This is a genomic window from Kitasatospora sp. NPDC087861 (genome assembly GCF_044742585.1).
Taxonomy (GTDB): domain Bacteria; phylum Actinomycetota; class Actinomycetes; order Streptomycetales; family Streptomycetaceae; genus Kitasatospora.
In genome coordinates this window covers 19,577-43,578 of sequence record NZ_JBIUUS010000020.1, presented here as the reverse complement: position 1 = coordinate 43,578, position 24,002 = coordinate 19,577, and the positions used below count along the sequence as shown (strand labels likewise).

Below are 24,002 nucleotides of genomic sequence, written 5' to 3'. Positions count from 1 at the left end.
GGTGGCTACCGGGCGAGCAGGGCCTCCAGCTCGTCCGCCGCACGGCCCAGCGCACTGCGCGTCGGGTCGTGCGGCGCCGTCGGGCGGGCCGCCGCCCCGGTCGGCGGGCGGTGCTCGCGGGCTGCGGCGGTCAGCTCGTCCAGCGCCCGGCACACCCGTCCGACCTCCGTCGGGTCCGGCACCCGGCCGCCGTACCGGAGCTGCGCCGCGAACGCCGCCACCGCGCCGCCCAGCCGCTCCAAGGCCGCCGTCGCAGGCAGCCACTGCTCCGCCAGCCGACCGGTCGGCGGCGGCTCGGCCAGCCCCTGCCGCACCTCCTGGCGGGCGTCCGCCAGCGCCCGGTAGGCCGTACGGCGCAGCCACACCTCGGCCCGGCCGGCGTCCCCGGTGACCGCGTCCAGGTAGGCCCGCAGCGCGGTGGCCGCGTCCACCAGCCGCGGCTCGATCCGGTGGCGCGGACGCTCCGGCCACAGCAGGTAGCCGAAGAGCAGCACGATCGCGCTGGCGAGCACCGTGTCCAGCACCCGCGGCCAGAACTCGGCCGCGCTGCTCTGCCCGCCCAGCTGGAGCAGGATCAGCGCCATCGGCGTCATCGCCACCGTGTTCAGCCCGTAGTGCGCCGCCGTCGCGTACGGCAGCAGGGCCACGCAGAACGCGGCGATCGCCGTCAGCACCCACTCGTCGGTCGTGAGGGAGACCACGGCCGCGGTGACCGCCACCCCGAGCACCGTGCCGATCGAACGGCTCACCGCACGCAGGAACACCGAACCGAGATCCGGCTTCAGCACGAAGGCGATCGTCATCGGCACCCAGTAGCTCTTGCTGAGCGGGTAGTTGGCGGTCACCGCCGAACCCACCGCGATGCACAGCGCCACCCGCAGCCCGTACCGGACCGAACCGCGCGACAGCAGCTTCACCCGGAGCCGCCACGGATCGGGCGGGGGCGCCGGGGCGGTGCCGATCTCCGCGTCCCGGCCGGCCACGGTGTCGGCGGCGGCCCGCAGCGCCACGTCCAGGGCCTGCCGGGACGGGGTGTCCGGCTGCCAGTCCGGGACGACGACCTCGCCGCCGCCCCGCCGGACGGCGGCCGCCAGCCGGCCCGGCACCTCCGCGATCTCCGGCGGCACGGGCCGCCAGGCCCACAGCAGGCCGGTCGCCGCCTCGGTGGCGGCCAGCGCCGCCTCGTACATCCGGCGCAGCCGGGCCGTGCGGGCGGACTCCGCCCCCGGGCGGCGCGGCCTCGGGAGGAGGTCCTGGAGCTGGTTCAACCGGGCCGTCAACACCTGGCGCGAGGCCGCGCCCTGCGGCGTGCCCAGGTCGGCGAGCGTACGGCCGAACGCCTCGTACGCGGCCGCCAACGCGCGGTTGCGCGGATCGGAGGCGGGCCGGAGGTGCGCGCTCCCGGGCAGACCCAGCAGTACGACGAACGCGGCGCCCGCCGGCATCATCGGCGCCGCCGCCCACCACGGATCCGGCAACGGCATCCCGCTGCCCAGCGCGGCCGACACCAGCAGCAGCATCCCGGCCGCCGAACCGCGCGGGCCCGTCGCACTCAGCGCGCCGGACGCGAAGGCGGTGAGCGTGAGCGCCGCGCCGAGCACGGCCGCCGAGACGTCCGCATGCTGAAGGGCGGTACCGATCAGCATGCCGAGCGCCGAGGCCAGCACCGCCGACGCGATCCGGGAGGCCCGCAGCCCCGCCGGCTCGGCCCGGTCGTTCATCGTCGCGTGCATCGCACCCAGGCCGGCGAACACCCCCAGATCCAGCCGGTGCGCCAGCAGGCCGACGGTCAGCGGCACCGCCATACCCACGGCGGCGCGGACCATCAACGCGACCGGCAGCGGAGGCCGGGAGGGGCGCGCGGCGCGCGCCCACCAGGAGGGGGCGGGCTCGTCCGAAGGCATGCGATCACGTCCGTTCTGCGGCCAAGGGTCGCTGCTGTGCGACATTGCGCGGCAGATGGGGGCGTACCCGGTCCAACCGGGCGAGGCCAGTCTAGCGGGGGCTTGTCCAGGTGCCCCGGCGGGTTGCACGTGTCAAGTTCGTACCGATCGCGCACAGGCGGGCCAAGGGCCCTGCCGGTCCGACAGAGGCGGTGGCTACGATTGTGGAGGTTGAAACCGCCCCCAGGGCGGGCGGTGCACCGACCAGGACTGTACGACCGAGAAGTTGACGGTATGTTGCGGAGCGGCGGCCCCGGGGTTACCCCGAACCGCCGCCCGTACGGGGGAAGAGGTGAACTGCTGTGGCAGGAGAGGTTCCACCGAACACGGGGGCCAATCCGGATCCGTCCGGTGACGTCACGCCTTTTACGCTCAGCCATTACATGGGGATCGGCCCCGTGATCAGCACCGTGCAGACGTACGTCAGCGCCGGCGACCTGGTGTCCGCCTTCGGCAAGCAGGACGTCAAGGTCGAACTCGACACGCTCACGTCGTTCGCGAAGAAGATCGAGGCCCTGCTCCAGGCGATGGAGGGCTCCCCGGCGGCACCGTACAAGCTCCAGGAGCAGAAGCTGACCGGAGGGAGCTTCGCCAGCGCGCAGTTCGCCGAGGCGACGGCCCTGACGGCGGCCTACGGCAAGGTGCACACCCAGCTCGTCAAGCTGCACAAGGACTTCGTGTCGCAGATCGAGGCGATGAAGACAGCGGTCGCACAGACGGCGGGCAACTACTCGACCAACGAGGACAACACGACGGCCGACCAGAACGCCGTCGCGAAGAACGCAGGCGGCACCACGCCGGAGCGGGCCGACTCGACGTTCTGATGGTCGTGCGAGGAGAGATCTACGGGGAGACGGGGAGTAAGTAGTGGCAGGCGGAACGAACTTCGAGAGCTACGACCACGACAAACTGAGGAAGATGGTCGACAGCACGGACCCCTCAACGGTCCTGAGCCGCGGCACCCAGCTGCAGTCGGCCGGCCGTGTTCTGAAAGAACTGAGCACGGCGCTCAAGTCGCACATCGACCAGGTCCACTGGGAAGGCCCTGCCGCCGAGAGCTTCAAGACCTGGGCCGGGAACCTGCAGCAGTCCGCCGGACTGCTCGGCGACTACTCCAAGACCGCCGGCGACGCCATGCACCAGGCAGGCGAGGCGCTCAGCACCGCCAAGTCCGCTGTGCCCGAACCGCCGCACACGGAGATCGCGACGGTCGCCAAGCGCAACAGCCAGACGGTCTACCTGTCCCCAAGCGTGCAGCTCGCCGTCGGACAGTCCGTCGACGACTACATGAAGACGGTCAACACGAATTGGGTGACCGGGACAGAGGCCACCCAGGCCCAGGCGAAGGTTCAGAAGGAGCACCAGGAAGCCGTTCTCCAGATGGAGAAGCTGGCGCAGGCGTACGACGCGGCGACGACGAAGCTGGCCGGGCTCGGAGTAGTGGACCTCCCGGGGACGCCCGGTGGTGAGAAGGAGAGGGGCACAGACTCGGGGTACACGGGCGGTGGCGGTTACGGAGGGGGCTCGGGCGGCTCTCTCCGAAGCCCTCGTTCGAGCGGTGGTACCAGTAGCGGTGGGAACTACCGTTCGTCCGGAAATAGCTACAGCGGTGGTTCGGTCACCATTCACAACCCGGGGTCGGACCCACAGGGGCCGAGTGTGTCGGGGCACACCGACCCGATTCCGCCGCGAAACGGCGGCCAGGTGCCGCCGACGCCAGTGGATGTGGGTTCCTCGACGCCGTCTTCCGTGCCGGCGGACCCCGTCTACCGTCCTGGTACCGGCCTCGACAGCCTGCCGGCAGTGCCGACCCTGCCAGGTCAGACGGGCCCGGTCGGGCCCAGCGGTGGTGGCAGCTTCCCGCCTGACGGTCCGGGTGGTACTCCTGGATACCCAGGTGGCCCCGGTGGGACTCCGGGATACCCCGGTGTTCCGGGTGGCGGCCCGGTGACCGGCTTCCCGGTCGGGACCGGCGGTGGTTCGATTCCGGTCAAGGGTGGCAGCGGGTCCATCTCCGGCAAGGGCGGTGGCTCGGTCCCCGCCCGTACGGTTCCGTTCGGTGGCGGCTCGGTGCCGGGAAAGTCCGGCGGTACCCCGGGTCTGCCCAGCGGGACGGTATTCGGCGCCCGCGAGGCCCAGGCGGGCCGGTCGGGAACCGCCGGCAGCACGGGCGGCATGCACCCGGGGATGGGTGGCGGCCACGGAGCGGTTGGGGCGGGTGGCAGCTCGCGGGGCCGGGGCCTGACCTCGACCGGAGGAGGCACGATCGGCGGCCGCAAGGGACCGGCCGCCGGAGGGGAGTTCACACCCGGTGGCACGGGTCTGCGCAACCGGGCGACCAGTGCGGGTGGCGCCGAGGGCGGAGCCCGGTCCGGGCAGAACGGCACGATGGCCCCTGGAACGGCGGGTCACTCCGGGCGGAACGAGCGCGATCGCCGCAAGCGGGCCGACTACCTCCATGAGGACGAGGAGACCTGGACCAGCGGTACGCCGCACAGCAACCCGGACGTGATTGAGTAGGACGGCAACGACTGCCCGGCCACTGGGCCTTTCCCGGTGGCCGGGCAGACCTGTTCAGGGTGTTTCTCTCGATCGACGGGGAATTGGCGAGGAGTTGTGATGGGGCGGAAACGAGTGCGTCATCGGGTTTTTGCTGCGGCACTCCTGACTGTGGGAATCGTGGTCGGCCCGGTTGCAGTGCCTGCCGTTGCCGGTGATTCGATCCGCGCTGATCAGTGGCACCTGGATGCTATGCATGCGCCAGAAATGTGGAAGATCTCGAAGGGCGAAGGAATCACTGTTGCGGTGATCGATGGGGGCTTCAAGCTGGATCACCCAGATTTGGAAGGACAGTTCCTTCCTGGCAAGGACTTCAGCGGGAGCCCCGGCGGAGTGGGTTCCTATGCAAGCGGGCATGGCACGGAGATGGCCAGCCTTATTGCCGGGACGGGCAAGAATCGAGGGGGCGGCGGGGCCTACGGCCTAGCGCCCAGCTCCAGAATTCTTCCGCTGAAGATCAGTAATGGGTCCGAAGGGTCGGTTATCGCTGCCGATTTTCTTGACCAGATTGGGCAAGCTGTTGCCTATGCGGTCGACCAAGGTGCCCGGGTGATCAACATCTCGCAGGGCACGGCTGCAGTGACAGCCGACCCGGAGGATGTGGCCAAGCTGAATCGGATTCTTGCAACTGCGAGGGCGAAAGGCTCGCTCGTGGTCTCCAGTGTCGGAAATTCGGCACAGTCGGGGAATCTAGTTGAATACCCTGGCGCTCTGCCTAATGTTGTCGGGGTTGGAGCTGTCGACCGTAGCGGAACCGTGACGCCGGAGTCTCAAATGGGGCCGCAGGTCGCTCTTGTGGCTCCAGGCATGGACATCATTGAAGCCTGCACATATTCTACGGGATATTGCAAGAGTCACGGAACATCGGACGCGACCGCTCTGGTTTCCGCTTCGGCGGCGCTGGTGTGGTCGGTGCATCCGGACTGGACGGCGAATCAGATTCTGAGGGTCCTCATCAACACGGCGGGAAAGTCGAGCGACGGGGCCGTCCGAAACAATGACGCCGGATATGGGGCGGTGCGACCGCGGATCGCGCTGACGGATCCTGGTGATCCCGGTCCGGCGGACATCTCTCCGCTTCCGGTACCTGAGGTTTCGCCGTCGGCTGCTCCGTCGGCTTCGGCGGGTTCGCCCTCTCCTGCCGCGTCGGCGCCGAGCTCGGTGGTGCCGAGTCCGAGTGATGTAGCGGTGGGGGCACCGGAGTCGGGGAAGTCGTCCGGTTCGGGCAGCGCGCTGCCAGTCGTGGCCGCTGTGGTGGGCGGGTTGGTGATCGTCGCCGGTGTTGTGTTTGTCCTGCTGCGGAGGCGGAAGGTGGGTGAGCCTGCTGAGGCGTACGGGCCGCCGGCGCTGCAGCAGGTGGGCTCGGTGACTCCGCCGCCTCCGCCGTCGTACGAGCCGCCGGTGCCGCCGGGGGACAATCCGTACGCGAGGTAGTCGCATGTCGCTTTGACCGCCCGGCCGTTGGGTGTTGAGCCCGACCGGTCGGGCAGTTGCGTGCCCGGAGGTTCCAGCGGGGGCGAAGCGGTTCAGGTGGTCATCGTCCGTACGGCGGGTTCGACCGCCACGGAGACTTCGAGGGCCGACCGTAGGCAGCGGCGGCCCCGAAGGGCCGTGGAAGGGCGTGGTTGTTGTGGTCGACCGCAGAGATCAACCACGGGACCCCCATGCGCGTCCGCATGTGACGTCCTCTCCCATGGTCCGCCGCCCGTCAGTGCTTGCCGCCGGTCGGTGCTGTTCGGTCCGAGTCACTGATGCCGGGAGTCTGCCGGGGGCGCGCGTGGTGCGCATGAGTACGCGCGTTCAGGTCGTGCGCCTGGGTCACTCGGGTGGGGGCTGGTGGGAGGGGTGGGTGGGTGGCCAGGGTGGTGGTATGGATGCGGAGGAAGCCCGGCGGGTGGGGCAGTTGCGGCGTGCGGCGGCTGCGGCGCTGATCGGTACGGCGATCGAGTTCTACGACTTCTTTTTGTACGGAACGGCTGCGGCCTTGGTGTTCGGGTCGGTGTTCTTTCCTGAACTGGGCACGATGGGGGCGCTGTTGGCGGCGTTCTCGGTGTACGCGGTGGCGTTTCTGGCCCGGCCGCTGGGGGCGGTGGTGTTCGGGCACTTCGGGGATCGGGTGGGGCGGAAGGCGACGCTGGTGGTGTCGCTGTTGTCGATGGGCTTGTCGACGGCGGCGGTGGGGGTGTTGCCGGGGTTCGGCTCGTGGGGGTGGTGGGCGCCGGCGGCGTTGGTGGCGCTGCGGGTGTGCCAGGGCGTGGGGTTGGGCGGGGAGTGGGGTGGGGCGGCGCTGCTGATCGCGGAGAACGCGCCGGCCGGGCGGCGGGGGCGGTACGGGGCGTTCCTTCAGCTGGGGCCGACGATCGGGTTCGTGTTGGCGAACGGGGTCTTCCTGGCGGTCCAACTCGGTCTGGACGAACGGGCGTTCCGGGAGTGGGGCTGGCGGGTGCCGTTCCTGGCGTCGCTGGGGCTGGTAGCGGTGGGGTTGTTCGTACGGCTGCGGTTGGAGGAGACGCCGCTGTTCCGGCCGGACGAGCCGAGGGACCGGGCGCCGGTGGTGGAGGTGCTGTGCGGGCATTGGCGCACGGTGCTGTTGGGCTGCGGGGCGATCACCGTGGGGTACGCGCTGTTCTACCTGACCACGACCTATGCGTTGGCGTATGCCACGTCCGGGCTGGGGGTGGCGAGTTCGCTGGTGCTGTCGATGCTGCTGGTGGGCGCGGCGGGCATGGCTGCGACGGTGTGGGTGAGCGCGTCGCGCAGTGACGGGTGGGGGCGGCGGCGGACGTTGTGCTGGGCGACGGGTCTGGCGGCGGGGTGGTCGCTGGTGTTGTTCCCGCTGTTGGAGACGGTGCGCTGGCCGTTGATGTTCCTGGCGCTGGCGGGTGCGCTGGTGGTGCTCGGGTGCCTGATGGGGCCGGTGGCGGCGTTCCTGCCGGAGCTGTTCCCGACCCGGGTGCGGTACACGGGCGCCGCGCTGACGTACAACCTGGGCGGGGTGGTGGGCGGTGCGACGACGCCGCTGGCGGCGACGAGGCTGACCGCGGCGTACGGGACGGCGCAGCCGGTCGGCTGGTACCTGGCGGGGTTGGGCGCGGTGGCGCTGGGGTGTCTGTGGCTGCTGCCGGAGACCGGTGGCGCGGAGCTGGGGGCGGTGGACGGCGGACGCCGCCGGGTGCCCCTCCTGGGGACGGACCCGGCGGCGTAGGTGCCGACCGTGCGGGGTGGTCAGCCGGCGAGGGCGGCGCGGCCGGCCAGCACGACGGCGGTGTGCTTGGCGACCCGCTCGCCGAGGTGCTCGGCGGTCGCGATGTCGGCCTTGTGCACGGCCTCGGGGCCGGCGTCGGACGGGCTGGAGGCGGCGGCGCCGTTGAAGAAGCCGAGGCGGTTGAGGTCGTTCTCGGTGGCGGTGGTGGAGTTCCAGCCGGGCTTGAGGCCGAGGTTGACCCAGCTCATGGAGTGCTGGGCGGCGAGGGTCTGGAAGAAGGCGAGGGTGCCGGCCTTGTCGCCGCTCTTGGAGGCGGAGTTGGTGAAGCCGGCGGCGACCTTGTCCCGCCAGGCGTCCGAGAACCAGCGCTTGCTGGTGGCCTCCGCGAAGACGTGGAAGGCGCCGGAGGCGGTGCCCATGTAGGTGGGGGAGCCGAAGACGATCGCGTCCGCGGCGTCGAGCTGGGCCCACTGCTCGTCGGTGATGGTGTCGACGGCGATCGAGACGACCTCGGCGCCGGCGGCGGCCGCGCCGCGGGCGACGGCCTCGGCTATGACGGCGGTGTGGCCGTAGCCGGAGTGGTAGGCGAGGGCGACGGTCGGGCGGATGGCGGTCATGCGGGGCACTCCTGTACGGGGACGGGAACGGAAACCGGAACGGAAGCGGGAACGGAACCAGGAACGGGTGAGGGCAGGGGCAGAAGCACCGTGCTGGGCCCGTCGGCCGATCGGTCTCCAATATAGACCAGGTCTCCATTAGTTACCAGGAGTGGATTGGAGACCGCAGGGCTACCCTGGACGGCATGACGACGGAGGAAGTGGCCCAGGCGCAGGTCTGCGTCGGGCGGCACGGGCAGGAGTGGGGGAGTGGGCAGGGGAAGGACGAGGAGCAGGAGCTCGACGTCTTCGCCCAGCTCTGTCCCAGCCGCGCGATGTTCGCCGAGCTGGCCGACAAGTGGTCGATGCTGATCCTGATGAGCCTCGCCGGGTGCGGGCCGCAGCGGTTCTCCGAGCTGCAGCGCGGGATCGGCGGGGTCAGCCGCAAGATGCTCACCCAGTCGCTGCGGACCCTGGAGCGAAGCGGTCTGGTGCGTCGCACGGTGTTCCCGGAGACGCCACCGCGTGTGGTCTACGACCTGCTGCCGCTCGGCCGGGAGCTGGCCGTGCTGCTGGCGCCGCTCGGCCGGTGGACGGAGCAGCGCACCGGGCAGATGTTGGCCGCCCGCGAGGAGTTCGACCAGGCGCACGCCGAGGGCTGAGCCGCAGTACACCGAGGGCTGACCCGCGGCACATCGAGGGCTGGCCCGCCGTGCGCCGGCGACCGGCCCGGTGCGCTCCGGCATGCGCCGAGACCGTGGATCCGATTTCCCTTCCGGGCCGCGAGCCGTGTAATGTCTTCCTTGTTCGACCGGCCCGGTGAAAGCCCGGCAAGCCCCTATAGCTCAGTCGGTAGAGCGTCTCCATGGTAAGGAGAAGGTCTGCGGTTCGATTCCGCATGGGGGCTCCATACGGAAGGCCCTCGCTTCACGGCGAGGGCCTTTTGCTGTTTCCCGATCAGCTCGCCGGGCAGTGCGCGGCGGCCTAGCGGGTCGGGTACGGAATGCGCTGTGATGGTGCGTCATCGGCCGCCCGCCCATGGGGTGCGGGCGCGAGCCGGACCCCGACCGGGAGGGCGTCATGGGCGTTCGACTCGTGGTGGTCGACGACCACCGGCTGCTGGCCGAGGCACTGGCCACGGCGCTTCAGCTGCGCGGCCACCGGGTGCTCGCGGTCGGCTGCCCGGCCGGGGTCGCGGCCGATCTGGTGGTCGGACGGCGGCCGGAGGTGTGCTTGCTGGGGGTGGCCGCGCCGAGCGAGCCGGGGGCCTTCGACGGGCTGCGCCGGATTCGCCGGGAGCGCCCCGAGGTGGCCGTGATCGTGCTCGGACCGGTGGGTGAACTACGCGGCGTGGCGGGCGCGTTCGCGGCCGGGGCAGCCGGGTACGTGCCCAGTGACGAGCGGATCGGGGTGGTCGAGCGGGCGATCGGGCGGGCTCGGGCGGGCGAGGCGGCGGTGGCCGTGGACGTGCTGCGCGGGGCCTTCGACCAGCTGCTGCGGCCGGTCGCCGAGCCGGACGACGAAGCGGTGCGGCTGCTGCGGCTGCTGACCCGCCGTGAGGTGCAGGTGCTGGCCCGGATCGCGGACGGCGAGGACACCGCGGCGATCGCCGCCGGGATGCGGATCGCCGCGAGCACCGCCCGGACGCACGTCCAGCGGGTGCTGATGAAGCTCGGCGCGCGGACCCGGCTGGAGGCCGCCGCGGTGGCCGCCCGGACCGGGCTGCTGGAGCGGATGGCCGGCGGCTGAGCCGGGGCGGCCGCACGGGGCGGGAGCGGTGGCCGCACGGGGCGACAGCCGTGGCCGCACAGGTCGGGAGCGGTGGCCGCACGGGTCGTCAACGGGTGGTCGCGCGGTCCGTTCGGGTGGTCCTGAGCACCCCCGGCGGGCAGGGAGAATATCCCCAGTCGTACGCACGTCGTCGATGGCCGCCGCTGATCCGGCGGACCATCGCCCGCTGGAGGTCTCATCATGAGTAAGTACCTGGTCACGGGTGGCGCCGGCTACGTCGGCAGCGTGGTGGCCGCCCACCTGCTGGAGGCGGGGCACCAGGTGACCGTCCTGGACGATCTCTCCACCGGTTTCCGTGAGGGTGTCCCGGCCGGTGCCGAGTTCGTCGAGGGCCGGATCCAGGAGGCCGGCCGGGTGCTGGACTCCTCCTTCGACGGGGTGCTGCACTTCGCGGCCTCCTCGCAGGTCGGCGAGTCGGTCGTGGACCCGGAGAAGTACTGGCGCAACAACGTGGCCGGTTCGCTGGAGCTGGTCTCCGCGATGCGCGCGGCGGGCGTGCGCAAGCTGGTGTTCTCCTCCACCGCCGCCGTCTACGGCGAGCCGGAGGTCGTGCCGATCGCCGAGACCGCCCGCACCTCGCCGACCAACACCTACGGTGCCACCAAGCTCGCTGTGGACCACCTGATCACCAGCGAGGCCGTCGCACACGGCCTGGCCGCCGTCTCGCTGCGCTACTTCAACGTGGCCGGCGCGTACGGCGCCCACGGGGAGCGCCACGACCCCGAGTCGCACCTGATCCCGCTGGTCTTCCAGGCCGCGCTGGGCCAGCGTCCGCACATCGCGGTGTACGGCGAGGACTACCCGACCCCGGACGGCACCTGCATCCGCGACTACATCCACGTCGCGGACCTGGCCGACGCCCACCTGCTGGCGCTGGACGCGGCCAAGCCGGGCGAGCACCTGATCTGCAACCTGGGCAACGGCAGCGGCTTCTCGGTGCGCGAGGTGATCGAGTCGGTCCGGCGCGTCACCGGCCGGGAGATCCCGGTGCAGGTGGCCGGCCGCCGGGCCGGCGACCCGGCCGTGCTGGTGGCCTCGGCCGCCCGCGCCCACGAGGCGCTGGGCTGGACGCCGCGCCGCCCGAACCTGGACGACATCGTCGCCGACGCCTGGAAGTTCACCCTGGAGAAGAACGCCCAGTAGGCCGCACGACCGCCGCAGGCGCCGCTCCCGGACGGTTCGGGGGCGGCGCCTCGGTGTCGTCCGGGCCATCGGTGTTGTCCGGGGCGCCGGCCGGCGACGCACATCCCGCCACTCACGCACCTCCTGACGAAACTTCACCAAACCGCCACGAGAGGGTTTTCCGGCCCGTACGCTGAGTGCGGTACCGGTGGGGGTCGGCGCTCTTCTTCGGCCGCACCGGTCACCGGTGGGCGGGCGGAGCGGCGGGCCAGGAGCGCGGGTGCCGGGGCCGGTCCCCGACCCCGGGCTCGGGCCGCTCTGAGCAGGGGGGTAGTGACGATGGGGCGGATCCGCGTCCTGGTGGTCGACGACCACCGGATCTTCGCCGAGGCACTGGCCGCGGCACTCGCCGCCGAGCCCGACGTGGAGGTGGGCGCGGCCGGCAGCGCGGCCGCCGCCGAGCGCGCGCTGGAGCGCGCCGCCGTCGAGGGACGGGCCTTCGACGTGGTCCTGATCGACGCCGATCTCGGCGCGGAGGGAGCGGGGGCGTCCGGCGCCCGTACCCGGCCGGGCCAGGACCCGGCCGACGAGGCCCGGCGGCGCCTGGCCCCGCCCGTGCCGCCGCCCCGCCACCCGGCCGCCCCGCCGGTGGCGCCGTCCGGCGGCCGCCCGGTGGACCTGCTCCGCCCGGACGCGCGCGGCACGGGCCCGACCCGCCCGGACCCGTACCGGGCCGACCAGCTCAGAGCCGCGCCCCCGGCGCCCGACGGCATCACCTTGCTCGCCCGGCTCCGCCGCGCCCACCCGGGGCTGCGGGCCGTCGTCCTGGCCGCCGTCGACGACCCGCACCGCGCGGCCCGGGCCCTGCACGCGGGCGCCACCGGCTGGGTGGCCAAGGAGAGTTCGCTGGCCCGGCTGCTCGCCGTGGTCCGGGGCGTGTTGCGGGACGAGACGCACCTGCCGCCCGCGCTGCTGACCGGCGTCATCCGCGAGCTGACCACCGCCCGCCGGGACCGCACCGAGAGCGAGCGGCTGGTCGACACCCTCACCCCGCGGGAGAAGCAGATCCTGCGCTGCATGGTCGCGGGCCTGGGCCGGCAGGCCGTCGCGGAGCGGCTCTACCTGTCGCCGCACACCGTCCGGACGCACATGCAGAACGTGCTCGGCAAGCTCGGGGTGCACTCCACGCTGGCGGCCGTCGCGGTGGCCCGCCGGGCCGGGGTCAGCCCCGCCGAGCCGGTCGTGCCCGCGCCGCCGTCCATCGCGACCACGGTGGACCGGCCGTAGGAGCCGGTTCGGCCGGGACGTTCAACCCGGTTGTTCGGGCCCGTTGTTCAAGCCGGCCGTTCAGCCCGGCCGTTCAGCCCGGCCGTTCAAGTCGGCCGTTCAGCCCGGGATGTTGTCGAACGGGGCGACCAGCTGCCGCAGCAGCGCGGCGAGTTCGCCCTGCTGACCGGCGGTGAGCTGGGCGAGCAGTTCGCGCTCGTGCGCGAGCAGCCCGGCGAGCGCCTGGTCGGCGCGGTCGCGGCCGTCTTCGGTGAGTCGGACGAGCACGCCGCGCCGGTCGTCCGGGTCGGGCAGGCGCTTGACCAGGCCCTTGCCGGTGAGGCGGTCGATGCGGTTGGTCATGGTGCCGGAGGTGACCAGGGTCTGGGTGAGCAGCTGGCCGGGGGAGAGTTGGTACGGGGAGCCGGCCCGTCGCAGGGCGGTCAGGACGTCGAACTCCCAGGGCTCCAGCCCGTGCTCGGCGAAGGCGGTGCGGCGGGCGCGGTCGAGGTGCCGGGCGAGCCGGCTGACCCGGCTGAGGACCTCCAGCGGCCCCACGTCGAGGTCGGGGCGCTCCCGGCGCCACGCTGCGACCAGCCTGTCGACCTCGTCCTCCATGACGATCAGTGTATCGGTGGATGTGTCGATGTGAAGTCTCTTGACATCGAGAAATGTGCCAGCGAGGCTACATCGAGATATCTTGATGTCGAGATACCTGTGAGGTGAACCATGACCACCCCCGTCTGGGACCCGGCGCAGTACCTGCGCTTCGCCGACGAACGCACCCGCCCGCTGCGCGACCTGCTCGCCCGCGTCCCCGCCCTTCCGCACCCGAGCGATCCCGTGATCCTCGACATCGGCTGCGGCCCCGGCAACTCCACCGCCGTGCTGCGCGAACGCTGGCCGCACGCCCGCCTCACCGGCGTCGACAACTCCGCCCCGATGCTGGCCACCGCCCGCACCGAGGGTGAGCCCACCGCCGACTACCTGCTCGCCGACGCCCGCGACTACGACCCGGCCCCGGCCGAACCCGACCTGATCGTCTCCAACGCCACCCTGCAGTGGATCGGCGGTCATCTCGACCTCGTCCCGCGCTGGGCCGCCGCCCTGCGGCCCGGGGGAACCGTCGCCTTCCAGGTCCCCAGCAACTTCGACGCCCCCAGCCACACCCTGCTCGCGGAACTGCGCCGCAGCCCCCGCTGGCGCGACCTCCTCGGCGACGACGCCGTCCGGGCCGGAGTCCACCCGCCCGAGCGCTACCTCGACGCCCTCGTCGCCGCCGGTTGCACCCCCGACGTCTGGGAGACCACCTACCGCACCCTGCTCCCCGGCCCGGACCCGGTCCTCGACTGGGTCAAGGGCACCGCGCTGCGCCCCGTCCTCACCCGGCTCGCCGACCCCGACCGCCGGGCCGCCTTCCTCGCCGAGTACGGAGCGCTCCTGCGCGAGGCCTACCCGGCCGGACCGCACGGCACCGTGTTCCCGTTCCGGCGGATCTTCGCCGTCGGGATCAGGGAGTAGATCAGGGAGTAAGCCGAACCCGGAGCGCGGTCGGGACCCGAAAGCCGGTCAGCCCTTCCGGTCGCCGACCAGCTTCGGGTGCCGCTCCAGTCCCTCCAGCCCGTGCCAGGCCAGATTCACCAGGTGCGCCGCGACCTGCGCCTTGTCCGGCTTGCGGACCTCCAGCCACCACTGCCCGGTCAGCGCCACCATGCCGACCAGCATCTGCGAGTACATCGGGGCCAGCCGGGCGTCGAAGCCCCGGGACTTGAACTCCAGGCCGAGGATGTCCTCCACCTGCGTCGCGATGTCGCTGATCAGCGAGGCGAAGGTGCCGGTCGACTGGGCCACCGGGGAGTCCCGGACCAGGATCCGGAAGCCGTCCGTCGACGTGTCGATGTAGTCCATCAGCGCGAACGCGGCCTGCTCCAGCAGTTCCCGCGAGTGCCCGCCGGTCAGTGCCCCCGTCACCATGTCCAGCAGCAGCTGCATCTCGCGGTCCACCACCACCGCGTACAGCCCCTCCTTGCCGCCGAAGTGCTCGTACACCACCGGCTTCGAGACCCCGGCCCGTTCGGCGATCTCCTCGACCGAGGTGCCGTCGTAGCCGCGCTCCGCGAACACCGTCCGGCCGATCTCCAGCAGCTGTTCCCGCCGCTGCTTGCCGGTCATCCGGACCCGGCCGCCCCGGCGGCGCGTCGCCGGAGCAGTCGCACCCCCCGAGGCGCCCCCGCCCGCCGGTGCAGCGGTTCGCGGACGGGCCGGCTCCGCGTCGGGTGCCGCGTCCGTCCGCGTGCTCTGGTGGCCGCCTGTGCTGTCTGCGCTGCTCCCGTTCACCCCTACATCATGCTGGAAGCGACGCCTCATGCGGCGCGGCGGGCGGCGATCCGTTGTGTGTCCGGCCACCGGACGTCCCGGACCCAGCCCGCCAGCTCGAACCAGCGGATCAGCCGGGCCGAGGAGTCGATCTGTCCGCGCAGCACCCCGTGCCGGGCCGCGGTCGGGTCCGCGTGGTGCAGGTTGTGCCAGGACTCGCCGCAGGAGAGCACCGCCAGCCACCAGACGTTGCCCGAGCGGTCCCGGGAGCGGAACGGGCGCCGGCCGACGGCGTGGCAGATCGAGTTGATCGACCAGGTGACGTGGTGCAGCAGCGCCACCCGGACCAGCGATCCCCAGAAGAAGGCGGACAGCGCACCCGACCAGGACAGTGTGACCAGCCCGCCGACCAGCGGGGGCAGCAGCAGCGAGATCATGGTCCAGAGCCAGAACAGCCGGGAGATCCGCCTTATGGCCGGGTCGCGGACGAGGTCCGGCGCGTACGCGAGCTGCGGGGTCTGCTCCTCGTCGAACATCCAGCCCATGTGCGCCCACCACAGGCCCTTGAGCAGCGCCGGGAGGCTCTCCCCATAGCGCCACGGCGAGTGCGGGTCGCCGTCCTTGTCGCTGAACCGGTGGTGCTTGCGGTGGTCGGCCACCCAGCGCACCAGCGGGCCCTCGACCGCCAGGCTGCCGGCGACCGCGAGGGCGAGCCGCATCGGGCGGTTGGCCTTGAAGGCGCCGTGGGTGAAGTAGCGGTGGTAACCGACGGTGATGCCGTGGCAGGTGAGGAAGTACATCGCGACGGTGATCGCCGCGTCCGTCCACCCCAGCCCCCACCCCCAGGCCACCGGCACGGCGGCCAGCAGTGCGGCGAACGGCAGGACGATGAACAGCCCGAGCGCGAGCCGCTCGGCGACGCCCTGCCGCTCCCCGCCGCGGGTGGCGGACGGCGGGGTGGCGGAGTCGGGGGAATCGGTGGGAAGCGCGGCGGTCCCCGCGCTCGGCTCGCCGTCCTGGATGGTCATGGGCGTCCCTTTGCGGCGTCCCTGTGCGGGAGAGGAGCGGAGGCTACGTTGGCGTAACCTACGGCATCGTAGGTTGCGCTCCGTGGCGAAGGGAACACACTGCCGCGCGGCGCTTGAGTGAATTCACCCGACTGGATGGATGAACCCCCGGCCCGGTCCGTTCGAGAATCTCCGGCGGATCGGGGCCTGCGGATCGGGGCAGTTGATACCCACGGCAGCGTCGACTCGGGTAGGGTCTGAGCAACTATCCGCCGTGGTGTAATGGCAGCACAGGGCCCTTTGGAGGCCTTTGTCTGGGTTCGAATCCTAGCGGCGGAGCTTCTGCACGCCTCTGGTTCGGGCGTACCACCGATCCGCCGGTATTGTCGGTGCTGCTCGGCGGACTGTGCGAATGGCGACCGGCCTCGGTCCGGTCCGGGCCCGTTCCGCCCCCTCTGAACCGACCGAGGAGCCTCCCCGCATGGGTGCCAATTCGCTTGCCGCCGTTGTCGTGCTCGCCGCCGGTGGCGGGACCCGGATGAAGTCGAACAAGCTGCCCAAGGTGCTGCACGAGGTGTGCGGCCGGTCGCTGGTGGGTCATTCGGTGTCGGCGGCGGGGGAGCTGACGCCGGAGCAGCTCGTCGTGGTGGTCGGCCACCAGCGCGAGCAGGTCCAGGAGCACCTGGCGGCGCACTACCCGGCGGCCCGCCCGGTGGTGCAGGAGGAGCAGAAGGGCACCGGACACGCGGTGCGCACCGCGCTGGAGGCGCTGGCCGCGGACGGCGTGGTGCTGGACGGCACGGTGATCGTCACCGCCGGGGACTCCCCGCTGCTGACCGGGGCCACGCTGCGCCGCCTGGCGAAGGCGCACACCGACCAGGACAACGGGGTCACCGTGCTGACCGCCGTCGTCCCCGAGCCCTTCGGCTACGGCCGGATCCTGCGGGACGAGGACGGCACGGTCGCCGCGATCGTCGAGGAGCGGGACGCCACCGCCGTCCAGCGCTCGATCGCCGAGATCAACTCGGGCGTCTTCGCCTTCGACGCCAAGCTGCTGGCCGAGGCGCTGGCCGAGCTCACCACGGACAACTCGCAGGGCGAGGAGTACCTGACCGACACCCTGGAGATCCTGCGCACGGCCGGGCACCGGGTCGGCGCCGTGGTCGCGGAGGACCACCGGGACATCCTCGGCATCAACGACCGGGTGCAGCTGGCGCAGGCCCGCCGGCTGCTGAACGACCGCCTGCTGGAGCGGGCGATGCGGGCCGGCGTCACCGTGGTGGACCCGGGGACCACCTGGATCGACGTGCAGGTGACGTACGAGCCGGACGCCGTCGTGCTGCCGAACACCCAGCTGCAGGGCGCCACCCACCTGGGCGAGGGCTGCGAGGTCGGCCCGAACTCGACCCTCGCCGACACCCTGATCGGCGCCGGCGCCCGTGTGAGCAACACCACGGCGGACCGGGCCGAGGTGGGCGAGCTGGCCACCGCCGGCCCGTACGCCTATCTGCGGCCGGGGGCGAAGCTGGCCCGCAAGGCGAAGGTCGGCACCTACGTCGAGGTGAAGAACTCCGAGCTGGGCGAGGGCGCCAAGGTGCCGCACCTCTCCTACATCGGGGACGCCACGATCGGCGAGGGCACCAACGTCGGCGCGGCCTCGGTCACCGTGAACTACGACGGCGTCAACAAGCACCGCACGGTGATCGGTGCGCACTGCCGCACCGGCTCCGACAACATGTTCATCGCCCCGGTGACGATCGGCGACGGCGCCTACACCGCGGCCGGTTCGGTGATCACCAGCGACGTCCCGGCGGGCGCGCTCGGGGTGAGCCGGGCGCACCAGCGCAACATCGAGGGCTGGGTGGAGCGCAAGCGCCCGGGGACCACCTCGGCGCAGGCCGCGCAGACCGCGACGGACGGGGCCGCGGACGCCTGATGGGGCGGACCGTCGTCCGAGGGACGGTCCCGGGGCGGACGGTTTCCGCGTGGGCGCGTAACCTTGGGGACATACGTGCGCCACTGGGCTTACGGCCCGTGTCCAGGCGTACCGACAATTCCCCCGACCCCACCGTGCGAGCCGGCTGCGCCTGCCTGCGCGGGGTGACGGGGTTCAGCGTCAGCAACGCGAGGAGACGGTGCAGTGAGCGGGATCACGACGTCGGGTGAGAAGAAACTCAAGCTCTTCTCCGGCCGTGCCCACCCGGAACTGGCGAGGGAGGTGGCCGAGGCCCTCGGGACCGAGCTGGTCCCGACCAAGGCCCTGGACTTCGCCAACGGTGAGATCTACGTCCGCTTCCTGGACTCGGCCCGCGGTGCGGACTGCTTCGTGATGCAGAGCCACACGGCTCCCATCAACCAGTGGATCATGGAACAGCTGATCATGATCGATGCGCTGAAGCGGGCCTCCGCCAAGAGCATCACCGCGATCCTGCCGTTCTACGGGTACGCCCGCCAGGACAAGAAGCACCTCGGCCGCGAGCCGATCTCGGCGCGCCTGGTCGCCGACCTGCTGCGCCAGGCGGGCGCCGACCGGCTGATGGCCGTGGACCTGCACACCGCGCAGATCCAGGGCTTCTTCGACGGCCCGGTGGACCACCTGTTCGCGCTGCCGATGCTGGCGGACTACGTGGGCGAGAAGGTGGACCGCTCCAAGCTGACCATCGTGTCCCCGGATGCGGGCCGGGTGAAGGTGGCCGACCAGTGGTGCGACCGGCTGGACGCGCCGCTGGCGATCATCCACAAGCGCCGCGACATGACCCGGGCCAACACCATCCTGTCGGCCGAGGTCGTCGGTGACGTCAAGGACCGGGTCTGCGTCCTGGTCGACGACATGATCGACACCGCCGGCACGATCTGCGCCGCGGCCGACGCGCTGTTCGACAACGGTGCGGCGGACGTCCTGGTGGCGGCCACCCACGGCGTGCTCTCCGGCCCGGCCGCGGACCGGCTGAAGAACTCGCGGGTGAGCGAGTTCGTGTTCACCAACACGCTGCCGACCCCGGCGCAGCTCCAGCTGGACAAGATCACCACGCTGTCCATCGCCCCCTCGATCGCGGCCGCGATCCGCGAGGTGTTCGAGGAGGGCTCGGTCACGAGCCTCTTCGAGGGCGTGCACTGACGAAGCCCCACGGCGGCGGCCCCGGTCTGGATCGGACCGGGGCCGCCGCCGATTTCACGGGAGGCCGCAGGTGCGGTTAGACTCGTGAAACTGCTCGGCGAGGGATGCCGTGCGCCTGCTTGACGGGTGCGCGCTCCGTGATCGACGCGCTGCCGGTGACGGGTTCCCGTCCGTGGCAGAGGCCGTTACCGCCGAGTGACCCCCGAACGTACTGAGGGTGTGGTCCCGGCGGTTTTTCGCGTTGCCTGCACCCCCGCGCCAGTCTTCCCGAGGAGTGCAGTCGTGTCCGAGATCCGCATCGCCGCTGAGACCCGTTCCGAGTTCGGCAAGGGTGCCGCCCGTCGCGCCCGCCGTGCCGGCTTCGTCCCCGGTGTCGTCTACGGCCACGGCCACGCCCCGGTTCACCTGAACCTGCCCGGCCACGACCTGATGATGGCCCTGAAGACCCCGAACGCCCTGCTGGTCGTGCCGATCGAGGGCAAGGACGAGTACGTGCTGCCGAAGGCCGTCCAGCGTGAGGCCATCAAGCGCACCATCGAGCACGTCGACCTGCTGCTCGTGAAGCGCGGCGAGAAGGTCACCGTCGAGATCCCGGTCCACACCGAGGGCGAGCTGGCCCCCGGCGGCAACCTGCTCGAGCACGTGCTGAACGCCCTGCCGATCGAGGCCGAGGCCACCCACCTGCCCGAGTCCGTGACCGTCTCGGTCGAGGGCCTGGAGGCCGGTGCCTCCATCCTCGCCCAGGACATCACCCTGCCGGCCGGCGTCACCCTGGCCGTCGACGGCGACGCCGTCGTGCTGCAGGTCATCGGCGCCCAGGCCGCTCCGGCCGAGGAGGAGGCCGCCGAGGCCGAGGGCACCGAGGCCTGAGCCTCGCGCCAGCCAGTGAGACCGCTGCCCCGGTCGCTCCCGTCGGAGCGGCCGGGGCAGCGGTGTGTCCGGGAAGATGACGTGGAGCGCGAGCGCGAGGAGCGAGGGTGATGGCGGAGTACGAGGGCCCCTGGCTGGTGGTGGGGCTGGGCAACCCGGGCGAGCAGTACGCCCGCAACCGGCACAACATCGGGTTCATGGTGGTGGACCTGCTGGCGCAGCGGATGGGCGCCAAGTTCAAGGCGCACAAGAGCCGGGCGCAGGTGGCCGAGGGTCGGCTGGCGGGCGAGCGGGTGGTGCTGGCCAAGCCGATGTCGTTCATGAACCTCTCCGGCGGTCCGGTGACGGCGCTGCGGGACTTCTACAAGGCGCCGGCCTCGGCGCTGGTCGCCGTCCACGACGAGCTGGACATCGACTACGCGGCGCTGCGCCTCAAGCTGGGCGGCGGGGACAACGGCCACAACGGGCTGAAGTCGATCACCAAGTCGCTGGGGCCGGACTACTACCGGGTGCGGTGCGGGATCGGTCGGCCGCCGGGCCGGATGGAGGTCGCGGACTTCGTGCTGAAGGACTTCTCCGCCACCGAGCGCAAGGAGCTGGAGTGGTTCGTGGACCGCTCGGCGGACGCGGTGGAGGCGCTGCTGACCGAGGGGCTGGAGCGGGCGCAGGGCACGTACAACTCCTGACGTGTCGTCAGGGCGGGTGCGGTGGTACGCAACAGTCGTACAACGCTTGCCCCGCCAAACCTGAATAGGTGTGAGAAGCCTGTGCGGGATCGGATAGCGTCGGTCGGGTTCGCGAACGAGTCCTGGGGAGTCCTCGATGCGGGGTTTTCGTCCGGTCCGCCGACTGCGGCGGCTCCGGGTGGTCCGACTGAAGCAGCTCGGACGACGGGTCGGTACGGCCGGTGCGCTGGGGGCGGCCGGGGTGCTGCTCTCGGGCGGCGCCGTGGCGCACGCCGACGCGGTGGCGGAGCCGGACCCGGGGATCTCCCCGGAGCCGGCGGCGGCGCAGTTCGGGCCGGTGCTCGGTGAGTCGATGGGCCCGGACGCCGGGCTGCTGGCGGTCGGCGGCGGCCTGGTGGTGGCGGCCGGCGGCGCGGCGCTGTGGTTGAAGCGCCGGCGTGCGGGCGAGCCGGGCGAGTAGGCGAAGAGTCCTCAGGGGCCGGTGTCCACGGAGGTGGGCACCGGCCCTTTCGCGTTCCCCGACGGGCCTGCGCAGGGGCCGCCGCCCACCCCTGGAGGTTGGACGGCGGCCCCTGCGGCCTACGGGTCCGGCGTCAGCCGGTGTTGCGCAGGCCGGCGGCGATGCCGTTGACGGTCAGCAGCAGCGCGCGGGCGCGCAGCGGGTCCTCGTGGCGGCCGGCCGAGACCTCCTCGCGCTGGCGGCGCAGCAGCGCGACCTGAAGGTAGGAGATCGGGTCGAGGTAGGCGTCGCGGACGGTGAAGGTCTGCTTGAGTACCGGGTTGTGCTCCAGCAGCTCGTTCTCGCCGGTGAGCCGGAGCACCTCGCGCAGGGTGAGCTCGTGCTCGGCGACGATCTGGTCGAAGACGTGGTGCAGCTCGGCGGGCACCAGCTGCTCGACGTAGTGGCGGGCGATCCGCAGGTCGGTCTTGGCCAGCGTCATGGCGACGTTGGACAGGAAGTTGCGGAAGAAGTGCCACTGGCCGTGCATCTCGTCGAGCACGTCGCCCAGGCCGGCCGCGCGGGCGGCGGCGAGGCCGGAGCCGACGCCGTACCAGCCGGGGACGATCTGGCGGGACTGGGTCCAGCCGAAGACCCACGGGATGGCCCGCAGGCCGTCGAGGCCGGCGCCGGAGTCGGGGCGGCGGGACGGGCGGGAGCCCAGGTGCAGCGAGGCGAGCTGGTCGACCGGGGTGGCGGCGAAGAAGTACTTCGGCAGGTCGTCCTGCTCGACCAGGGCGCGGTAGGCGGTGTGCGCGGCCGCGGAGACCTGGTCCATCGCGGCGTCCCAGCGGGCCAGCTCCTCGGGGGCCTGGCGCGGCGCGGTGTGCAGCGCGGAGGCGGAGAGGGTGGCGGAGATGGTCAGCTCCAGGTTCTCCCGGGCGAGGGAGGGGAGCAGGTACTTGTCCGAGATGACCTCGCCCTGCTCGGTGACCTTGATCTCGCCCTCCAGGGTGCCCCAGGGCTGGGCCAGGATGGCCTCGTGGGAGGGGCCGCCGCCGCGGCCGACGGTGCCGCCGCGGCCGTGGAACAGGCGCAGCCGGATGCCGTAGCGGTGGGCGACGTCGCGCAGCCGGCGCTGGGCGCGGTGGATCTCCCACTGGGAGGTGGTGATGCCGCCGAACTTGGAGGAGTCCGAGTAGCCGAGCATGACCTCCTGGACGTCGCCGCGCAGCGAGACGAGCAGCCGGTAGGAGGGGTCGGACAGCATCTCGTCCAGGATGCGGTCGGCCTCCTGGAGCTCGTCGGTGGTCTCCAGCAGCGGCACGATGCCGATCTTGGCGATCCCGGCGTGCAGGTCGATCAGGCCGGCCTCGCGGGCCAGGACGGTGGCGGCGAAGACGTCGTCGGCGCCCTGGCACATCGAGATGATGTAGCTCTCGACGATCTCGTCGCCGAAGCGCTCGAAGCCCTCGCGGATGGTGTTGAAGACGCCGAGGGTCTTGGTGCCGGCGGCGTCCAGTGGGGCCGGGGTGGGGGCGAGCGGGCGGCGCGAGCGGAGCTCCTTGGCGAGCAGCTTCTGCCGGTACTCGCGGGGCATGTCGGCGTAGCGCCAGGCCTCCTCGCCGAGGCGGTCGAAGAGCTGGCCGAGGGCGTGGTGGTGGGCCTCGGCGTGCTCGCGGACGTCCATGGTGGCGAGCTGGAGGCCGAAGGCCTCGATGGTGCGGATGGCGCGGGCGAGGCGGCCGTCGGCGATGAGCTCGCCGCGGTGGGCGCGCAGGGAGTCCTGGATGAGCCGCAGGTCGGTGATGAGCTCGCGGGTGCCGAGGTAGTCGCGGCCCTCGATGTGCGAGGTGCCCTGGGCGAGGCGCTCGCGGGTGTTCTCCAGCTTGAGCCGGACGCAGGTCGCCTTGAGGCGGTAGGGCTCCTCGGCGTTCATCCGCTTGTAGCGGGGGCTGAGTTCGGGGAGCTGGTGCAGGTCGGTGTTGAGCGAGGCGAGCAGTTCGACCGAGGCGCCGGCCAGCCGCTCGGAGGTGGAGAGGGTGCTGCGCAGGTCGTCGACGGCGGCCAGGGCGTCCTTGATGCCGTACTCGTGCTGGAGGTTGAGGACGTCCCAGGTGACCTGCGGGGTGACGTTGGGGTTGCCGTCGCGGTCGCCGCCGATCCAGGTGCCGAAGGTGAGCGGGCGGACGCCGTCGGGCAGGGTGAGGCCGACCCGGCCGAGCTCCTCGTGCAGCTCCTCCAGGACCTCGGGGACGGCGTCGCGGTAGAGCTCGTCCAGGTAGTAGACGGCGTTGCGGGCCTCGTCGGTGGGCTCGGGGCGGGCGATGCGCAGTTCGTCGGTCTGCCAGAGCAGGTCGATGACCTCGGCGAGGCGGCGGTCGGCCTGGCGCCGTGCGCTGCTGGTGCGGGCCGGGTCGGCCTGGGAGAGGCCGGCCGCGATCTCCTCGCGGTGGATGCGGTCGAGGAGTTCGCCGATGCGGCGCAGCTTGTTGAGGACGCTGCGGCGGGCGGCCTCGGTGGGGTGGGCGGTGAAGACCGGGCGGACCGCGAGGTGGGCCAGGGTGTCCTCGAGGTGCTTGGGGTCGGCGTCGGCCAGCTGGTCGGCGGTCTGGGCGAGCAGGGAGCCTTCCCGGGCGCGGCGGGTGGCGAACTCGCGGCCGCGGTGCACCTGTTCGGTGACGTTGGCGAGGTGGAAGTAGGTGGAGAAGGCGCGGACCAGCTTGGCGGCGGTGCCCAGGTCGATGTCGGAGAGGAGCTCGGCGGTGGCCTCGCCGTCGGTGCGGCTGAGCAGGCGGACCTGTTCGACCAGGCCCAGCAGCTGGGGGCCCTCCTGGCGGACCAGCGTCTCGCCGAGCAGGTCTCCGAGGCGGCGGATGTCCGCGCGCAGGGCGGCGTTGTCGGCTACGGCGGTGGGGCTGTCCGCCGGAGTGGGGACCGGAGCGGTCACGGCTGGCTCCCTGTGGTGGTGGGGTTCGGCAACGGCTCATCGTCACAGGTCCGCCCGCGGGTGGCGGGTGTGACGCGTGCGGACCGCGCTGTCCGACGCGACCAGCATAGGTGTCGGGGCGGTCGCTGTCCGCG

Annotated in this window: 20 protein-coding genes and 2 tRNA genes; 16 read left to right on the top strand and 6 right to left on the bottom strand. The window is 72.0% G+C overall.

From position 1 onward, the window contains the following. Positions 1-5 precede the first annotated feature (5 nt). Positions 6-1,904: an FUSC family protein gene (locus ACIOJE_RS26435; protein ID WP_280678430.1), complete on the bottom strand. Its 1,899-nt coding sequence runs from the start codon at positions 1,902-1,904 to the stop codon at positions 6-8. A 422-nt stretch (positions 1,905-2,326) separates the two neighbouring features. Between ACIOJE_RS26435 and ACIOJE_RS26430 the strand changes: the two genes are divergently transcribed. The 4 genes from ACIOJE_RS26430 to ACIOJE_RS26415 all read left to right on the top strand — a co-directional run bounded on the left by ACIOJE_RS26430 (position 2,327) and on the right by ACIOJE_RS26415 (position 7,707). After that, on the top strand, positions 2,327-2,767 hold the full coding sequence (locus tag ACIOJE_RS26430; RefSeq protein ID WP_400779294.1) for a hypothetical protein: 441 nt from the start codon (positions 2,327-2,329) through the stop codon (positions 2,765-2,767). 43 nt (positions 2,768-2,810) lie between these two features. Beyond that, complete coding sequence (locus ACIOJE_RS26425) at positions 2,811-4,463, top strand: WXG100 family type VII secretion target (RefSeq protein ID WP_400779292.1); 1,653 nt, start codon at positions 2,811-2,813, stop codon at positions 4,461-4,463. A 99-nt stretch (positions 4,464-4,562) separates the two neighbouring features. Next, a complete protein-coding gene (mycP, locus tag ACIOJE_RS26420; RefSeq protein WP_400779290.1) occupies positions 4,563-5,936 on the top strand; it encodes a type VII secretion-associated serine protease mycosin in 1,374 nt (457 codons plus the stop codon). 436 nt (positions 5,937-6,372) lie between these two features. After that, the gene (locus ACIOJE_RS26415) at positions 6,373-7,707 is read left to right on the top strand and encodes an MFS transporter (RefSeq protein WP_400779288.1); all 1,335 of its coding nucleotides are present in this window, start codon (positions 6,373-6,375) and stop codon (positions 7,705-7,707) included. 20 nt (positions 7,708-7,727) lie between these two features. Here ACIOJE_RS26415 and ACIOJE_RS26410 read toward each other — a convergent pair whose 3' ends face one another. After that, positions 7,728-8,324 carry a flavodoxin family protein gene (locus ACIOJE_RS26410; RefSeq protein WP_280678421.1) on the bottom strand — a complete coding sequence of 199 codons (597 nt, stop codon included), beginning with the start codon at positions 8,322-8,324 and terminating at the stop codon, positions 7,728-7,730. A gap of 185 nt (positions 8,325-8,509) precedes the next feature. Between ACIOJE_RS26410 and ACIOJE_RS26405 the strand changes: the two genes are divergently transcribed. The 5 genes from ACIOJE_RS26405 (at position 8,510) to ACIOJE_RS26385 (ending at position 12,503) form a co-directional block, all read left to right on the top strand. Further along, positions 8,510-8,965, top strand: a complete 456-nt coding sequence (locus tag ACIOJE_RS26405; protein WP_400779286.1) for a winged helix-turn-helix transcriptional regulator — start codon at positions 8,510-8,512, stop codon at positions 8,963-8,965. A 172-nt stretch (positions 8,966-9,137) separates the two neighbouring features. Beyond that, positions 9,138-9,213, top strand: a tRNA-Thr gene (locus ACIOJE_RS26400). 170 nt (positions 9,214-9,383) lie between these two features. After that, entirely contained in the window at positions 9,384-10,052 is a 669-nt protein-coding gene (locus ACIOJE_RS26395; protein WP_280678417.1) for a LuxR C-terminal-related transcriptional regulator, read from the top strand. 222 nt (positions 10,053-10,274) lie between these two features. Continuing rightward, on the top strand, positions 10,275-11,237 hold the full coding sequence (galE, locus tag ACIOJE_RS26390; protein WP_280678415.1) for a UDP-glucose 4-epimerase GalE: 963 nt from the start codon (positions 10,275-10,277) through the stop codon (positions 11,235-11,237). A 318-nt stretch (positions 11,238-11,555) separates the two neighbouring features. Next, entirely contained in the window at positions 11,556-12,503 is a 948-nt protein-coding gene (locus tag ACIOJE_RS26385; protein ID WP_400779283.1) for a LuxR C-terminal-related transcriptional regulator, read from the top strand. A 99-nt stretch (positions 12,504-12,602) separates the two neighbouring features. Here the strand turns inward: ACIOJE_RS26385 and ACIOJE_RS26380 are convergent, their stop codons facing one another. After that, positions 12,603-13,100 (bottom strand): MarR family transcriptional regulator, encoded by a 498-nt coding sequence (locus tag ACIOJE_RS26380; RefSeq protein WP_280678411.1) that lies wholly within the window; start codon positions 13,098-13,100, stop codon positions 12,603-12,605. Positions 13,101-13,211: 111 nt separating this feature from the next. Here ACIOJE_RS26380 and ACIOJE_RS26375 point away from each other — a divergent pair, with 111 nt between their 5' ends. Then, positions 13,212-14,003, top strand: coding sequence for a methyltransferase domain-containing protein (locus ACIOJE_RS26375; protein ID WP_400779281.1), 792 nt, complete (start codon positions 13,212-13,214; stop codon positions 14,001-14,003). A 48-nt stretch (positions 14,004-14,051) separates the two neighbouring features. On the opposite strand, the gene ACIOJE_RS26370 is transcribed toward ACIOJE_RS26375, so the two are convergent. Together ACIOJE_RS26370 and ACIOJE_RS26365 are read right to left on the bottom strand one after the other, a co-directional pair. Beyond that, on the bottom strand, positions 14,052-14,654 hold the full coding sequence (locus ACIOJE_RS26370) for a TetR/AcrR family transcriptional regulator (protein WP_280678407.1): 603 nt from the start codon (positions 14,652-14,654) through the stop codon (positions 14,052-14,054). Positions 14,655-14,845: 191 nt separating this feature from the next. After that, on the bottom strand, positions 14,846-15,826 hold the full coding sequence (locus tag ACIOJE_RS26365; RefSeq protein WP_400779279.1) for an acyl-CoA desaturase: 981 nt from the start codon (positions 15,824-15,826) through the stop codon (positions 14,846-14,848). A gap of 247 nt (positions 15,827-16,073) precedes the next feature. Between ACIOJE_RS26365 and ACIOJE_RS26360 the strand changes: the two genes are divergently transcribed. The 6 genes from ACIOJE_RS26360 (at position 16,074) to ACIOJE_RS26335 (ending at position 20,939) form a co-directional block, all read left to right on the top strand. Further along, a tRNA-Gln gene (locus ACIOJE_RS26360) sits at positions 16,074-16,144 on the top strand. A 142-nt stretch (positions 16,145-16,286) separates the two neighbouring features. Then, positions 16,287-17,741: a bifunctional UDP-N-acetylglucosamine diphosphorylase/glucosamine-1-phosphate N-acetyltransferase GlmU gene (glmU, locus tag ACIOJE_RS26355; RefSeq protein ID WP_400779277.1), complete on the top strand. Its 1,455-nt coding sequence runs from the start codon at positions 16,287-16,289 to the stop codon at positions 17,739-17,741. A gap of 204 nt (positions 17,742-17,945) precedes the next feature. Next, on the top strand, positions 17,946-18,923 hold the full coding sequence (locus tag ACIOJE_RS26350; protein WP_280678401.1) for a ribose-phosphate diphosphokinase: 978 nt from the start codon (positions 17,946-17,948) through the stop codon (positions 18,921-18,923). A 282-nt stretch (positions 18,924-19,205) separates the two neighbouring features. Continuing rightward, entirely contained in the window at positions 19,206-19,793 is a 588-nt protein-coding gene (locus ACIOJE_RS26345; protein WP_280678399.1) for a 50S ribosomal protein L25/general stress protein Ctc, read from the top strand. 110 nt (positions 19,794-19,903) lie between these two features. Then, positions 19,904-20,479 (top strand): aminoacyl-tRNA hydrolase, encoded by a 576-nt coding sequence (gene pth / locus ACIOJE_RS26340; RefSeq protein WP_400779274.1) that lies wholly within the window; start codon positions 19,904-19,906, stop codon positions 20,477-20,479. A gap of 136 nt (positions 20,480-20,615) precedes the next feature. Continuing rightward, positions 20,616-20,939, top strand: coding sequence for a hypothetical protein (locus ACIOJE_RS26335; RefSeq protein ID WP_280678396.1), 324 nt, complete (start codon positions 20,616-20,618; stop codon positions 20,937-20,939). A gap of 133 nt (positions 20,940-21,072) precedes the next feature. Here the strand turns inward: ACIOJE_RS26335 and ppc are convergent, their stop codons facing one another. Continuing rightward, entirely contained in the window at positions 21,073-23,868 is a 2,796-nt protein-coding gene (gene ppc, locus ACIOJE_RS26330; RefSeq protein ID WP_400779272.1) for a phosphoenolpyruvate carboxylase, read from the bottom strand. Between the last annotated feature and the right edge of the window lie 134 nt (positions 23,869-24,002).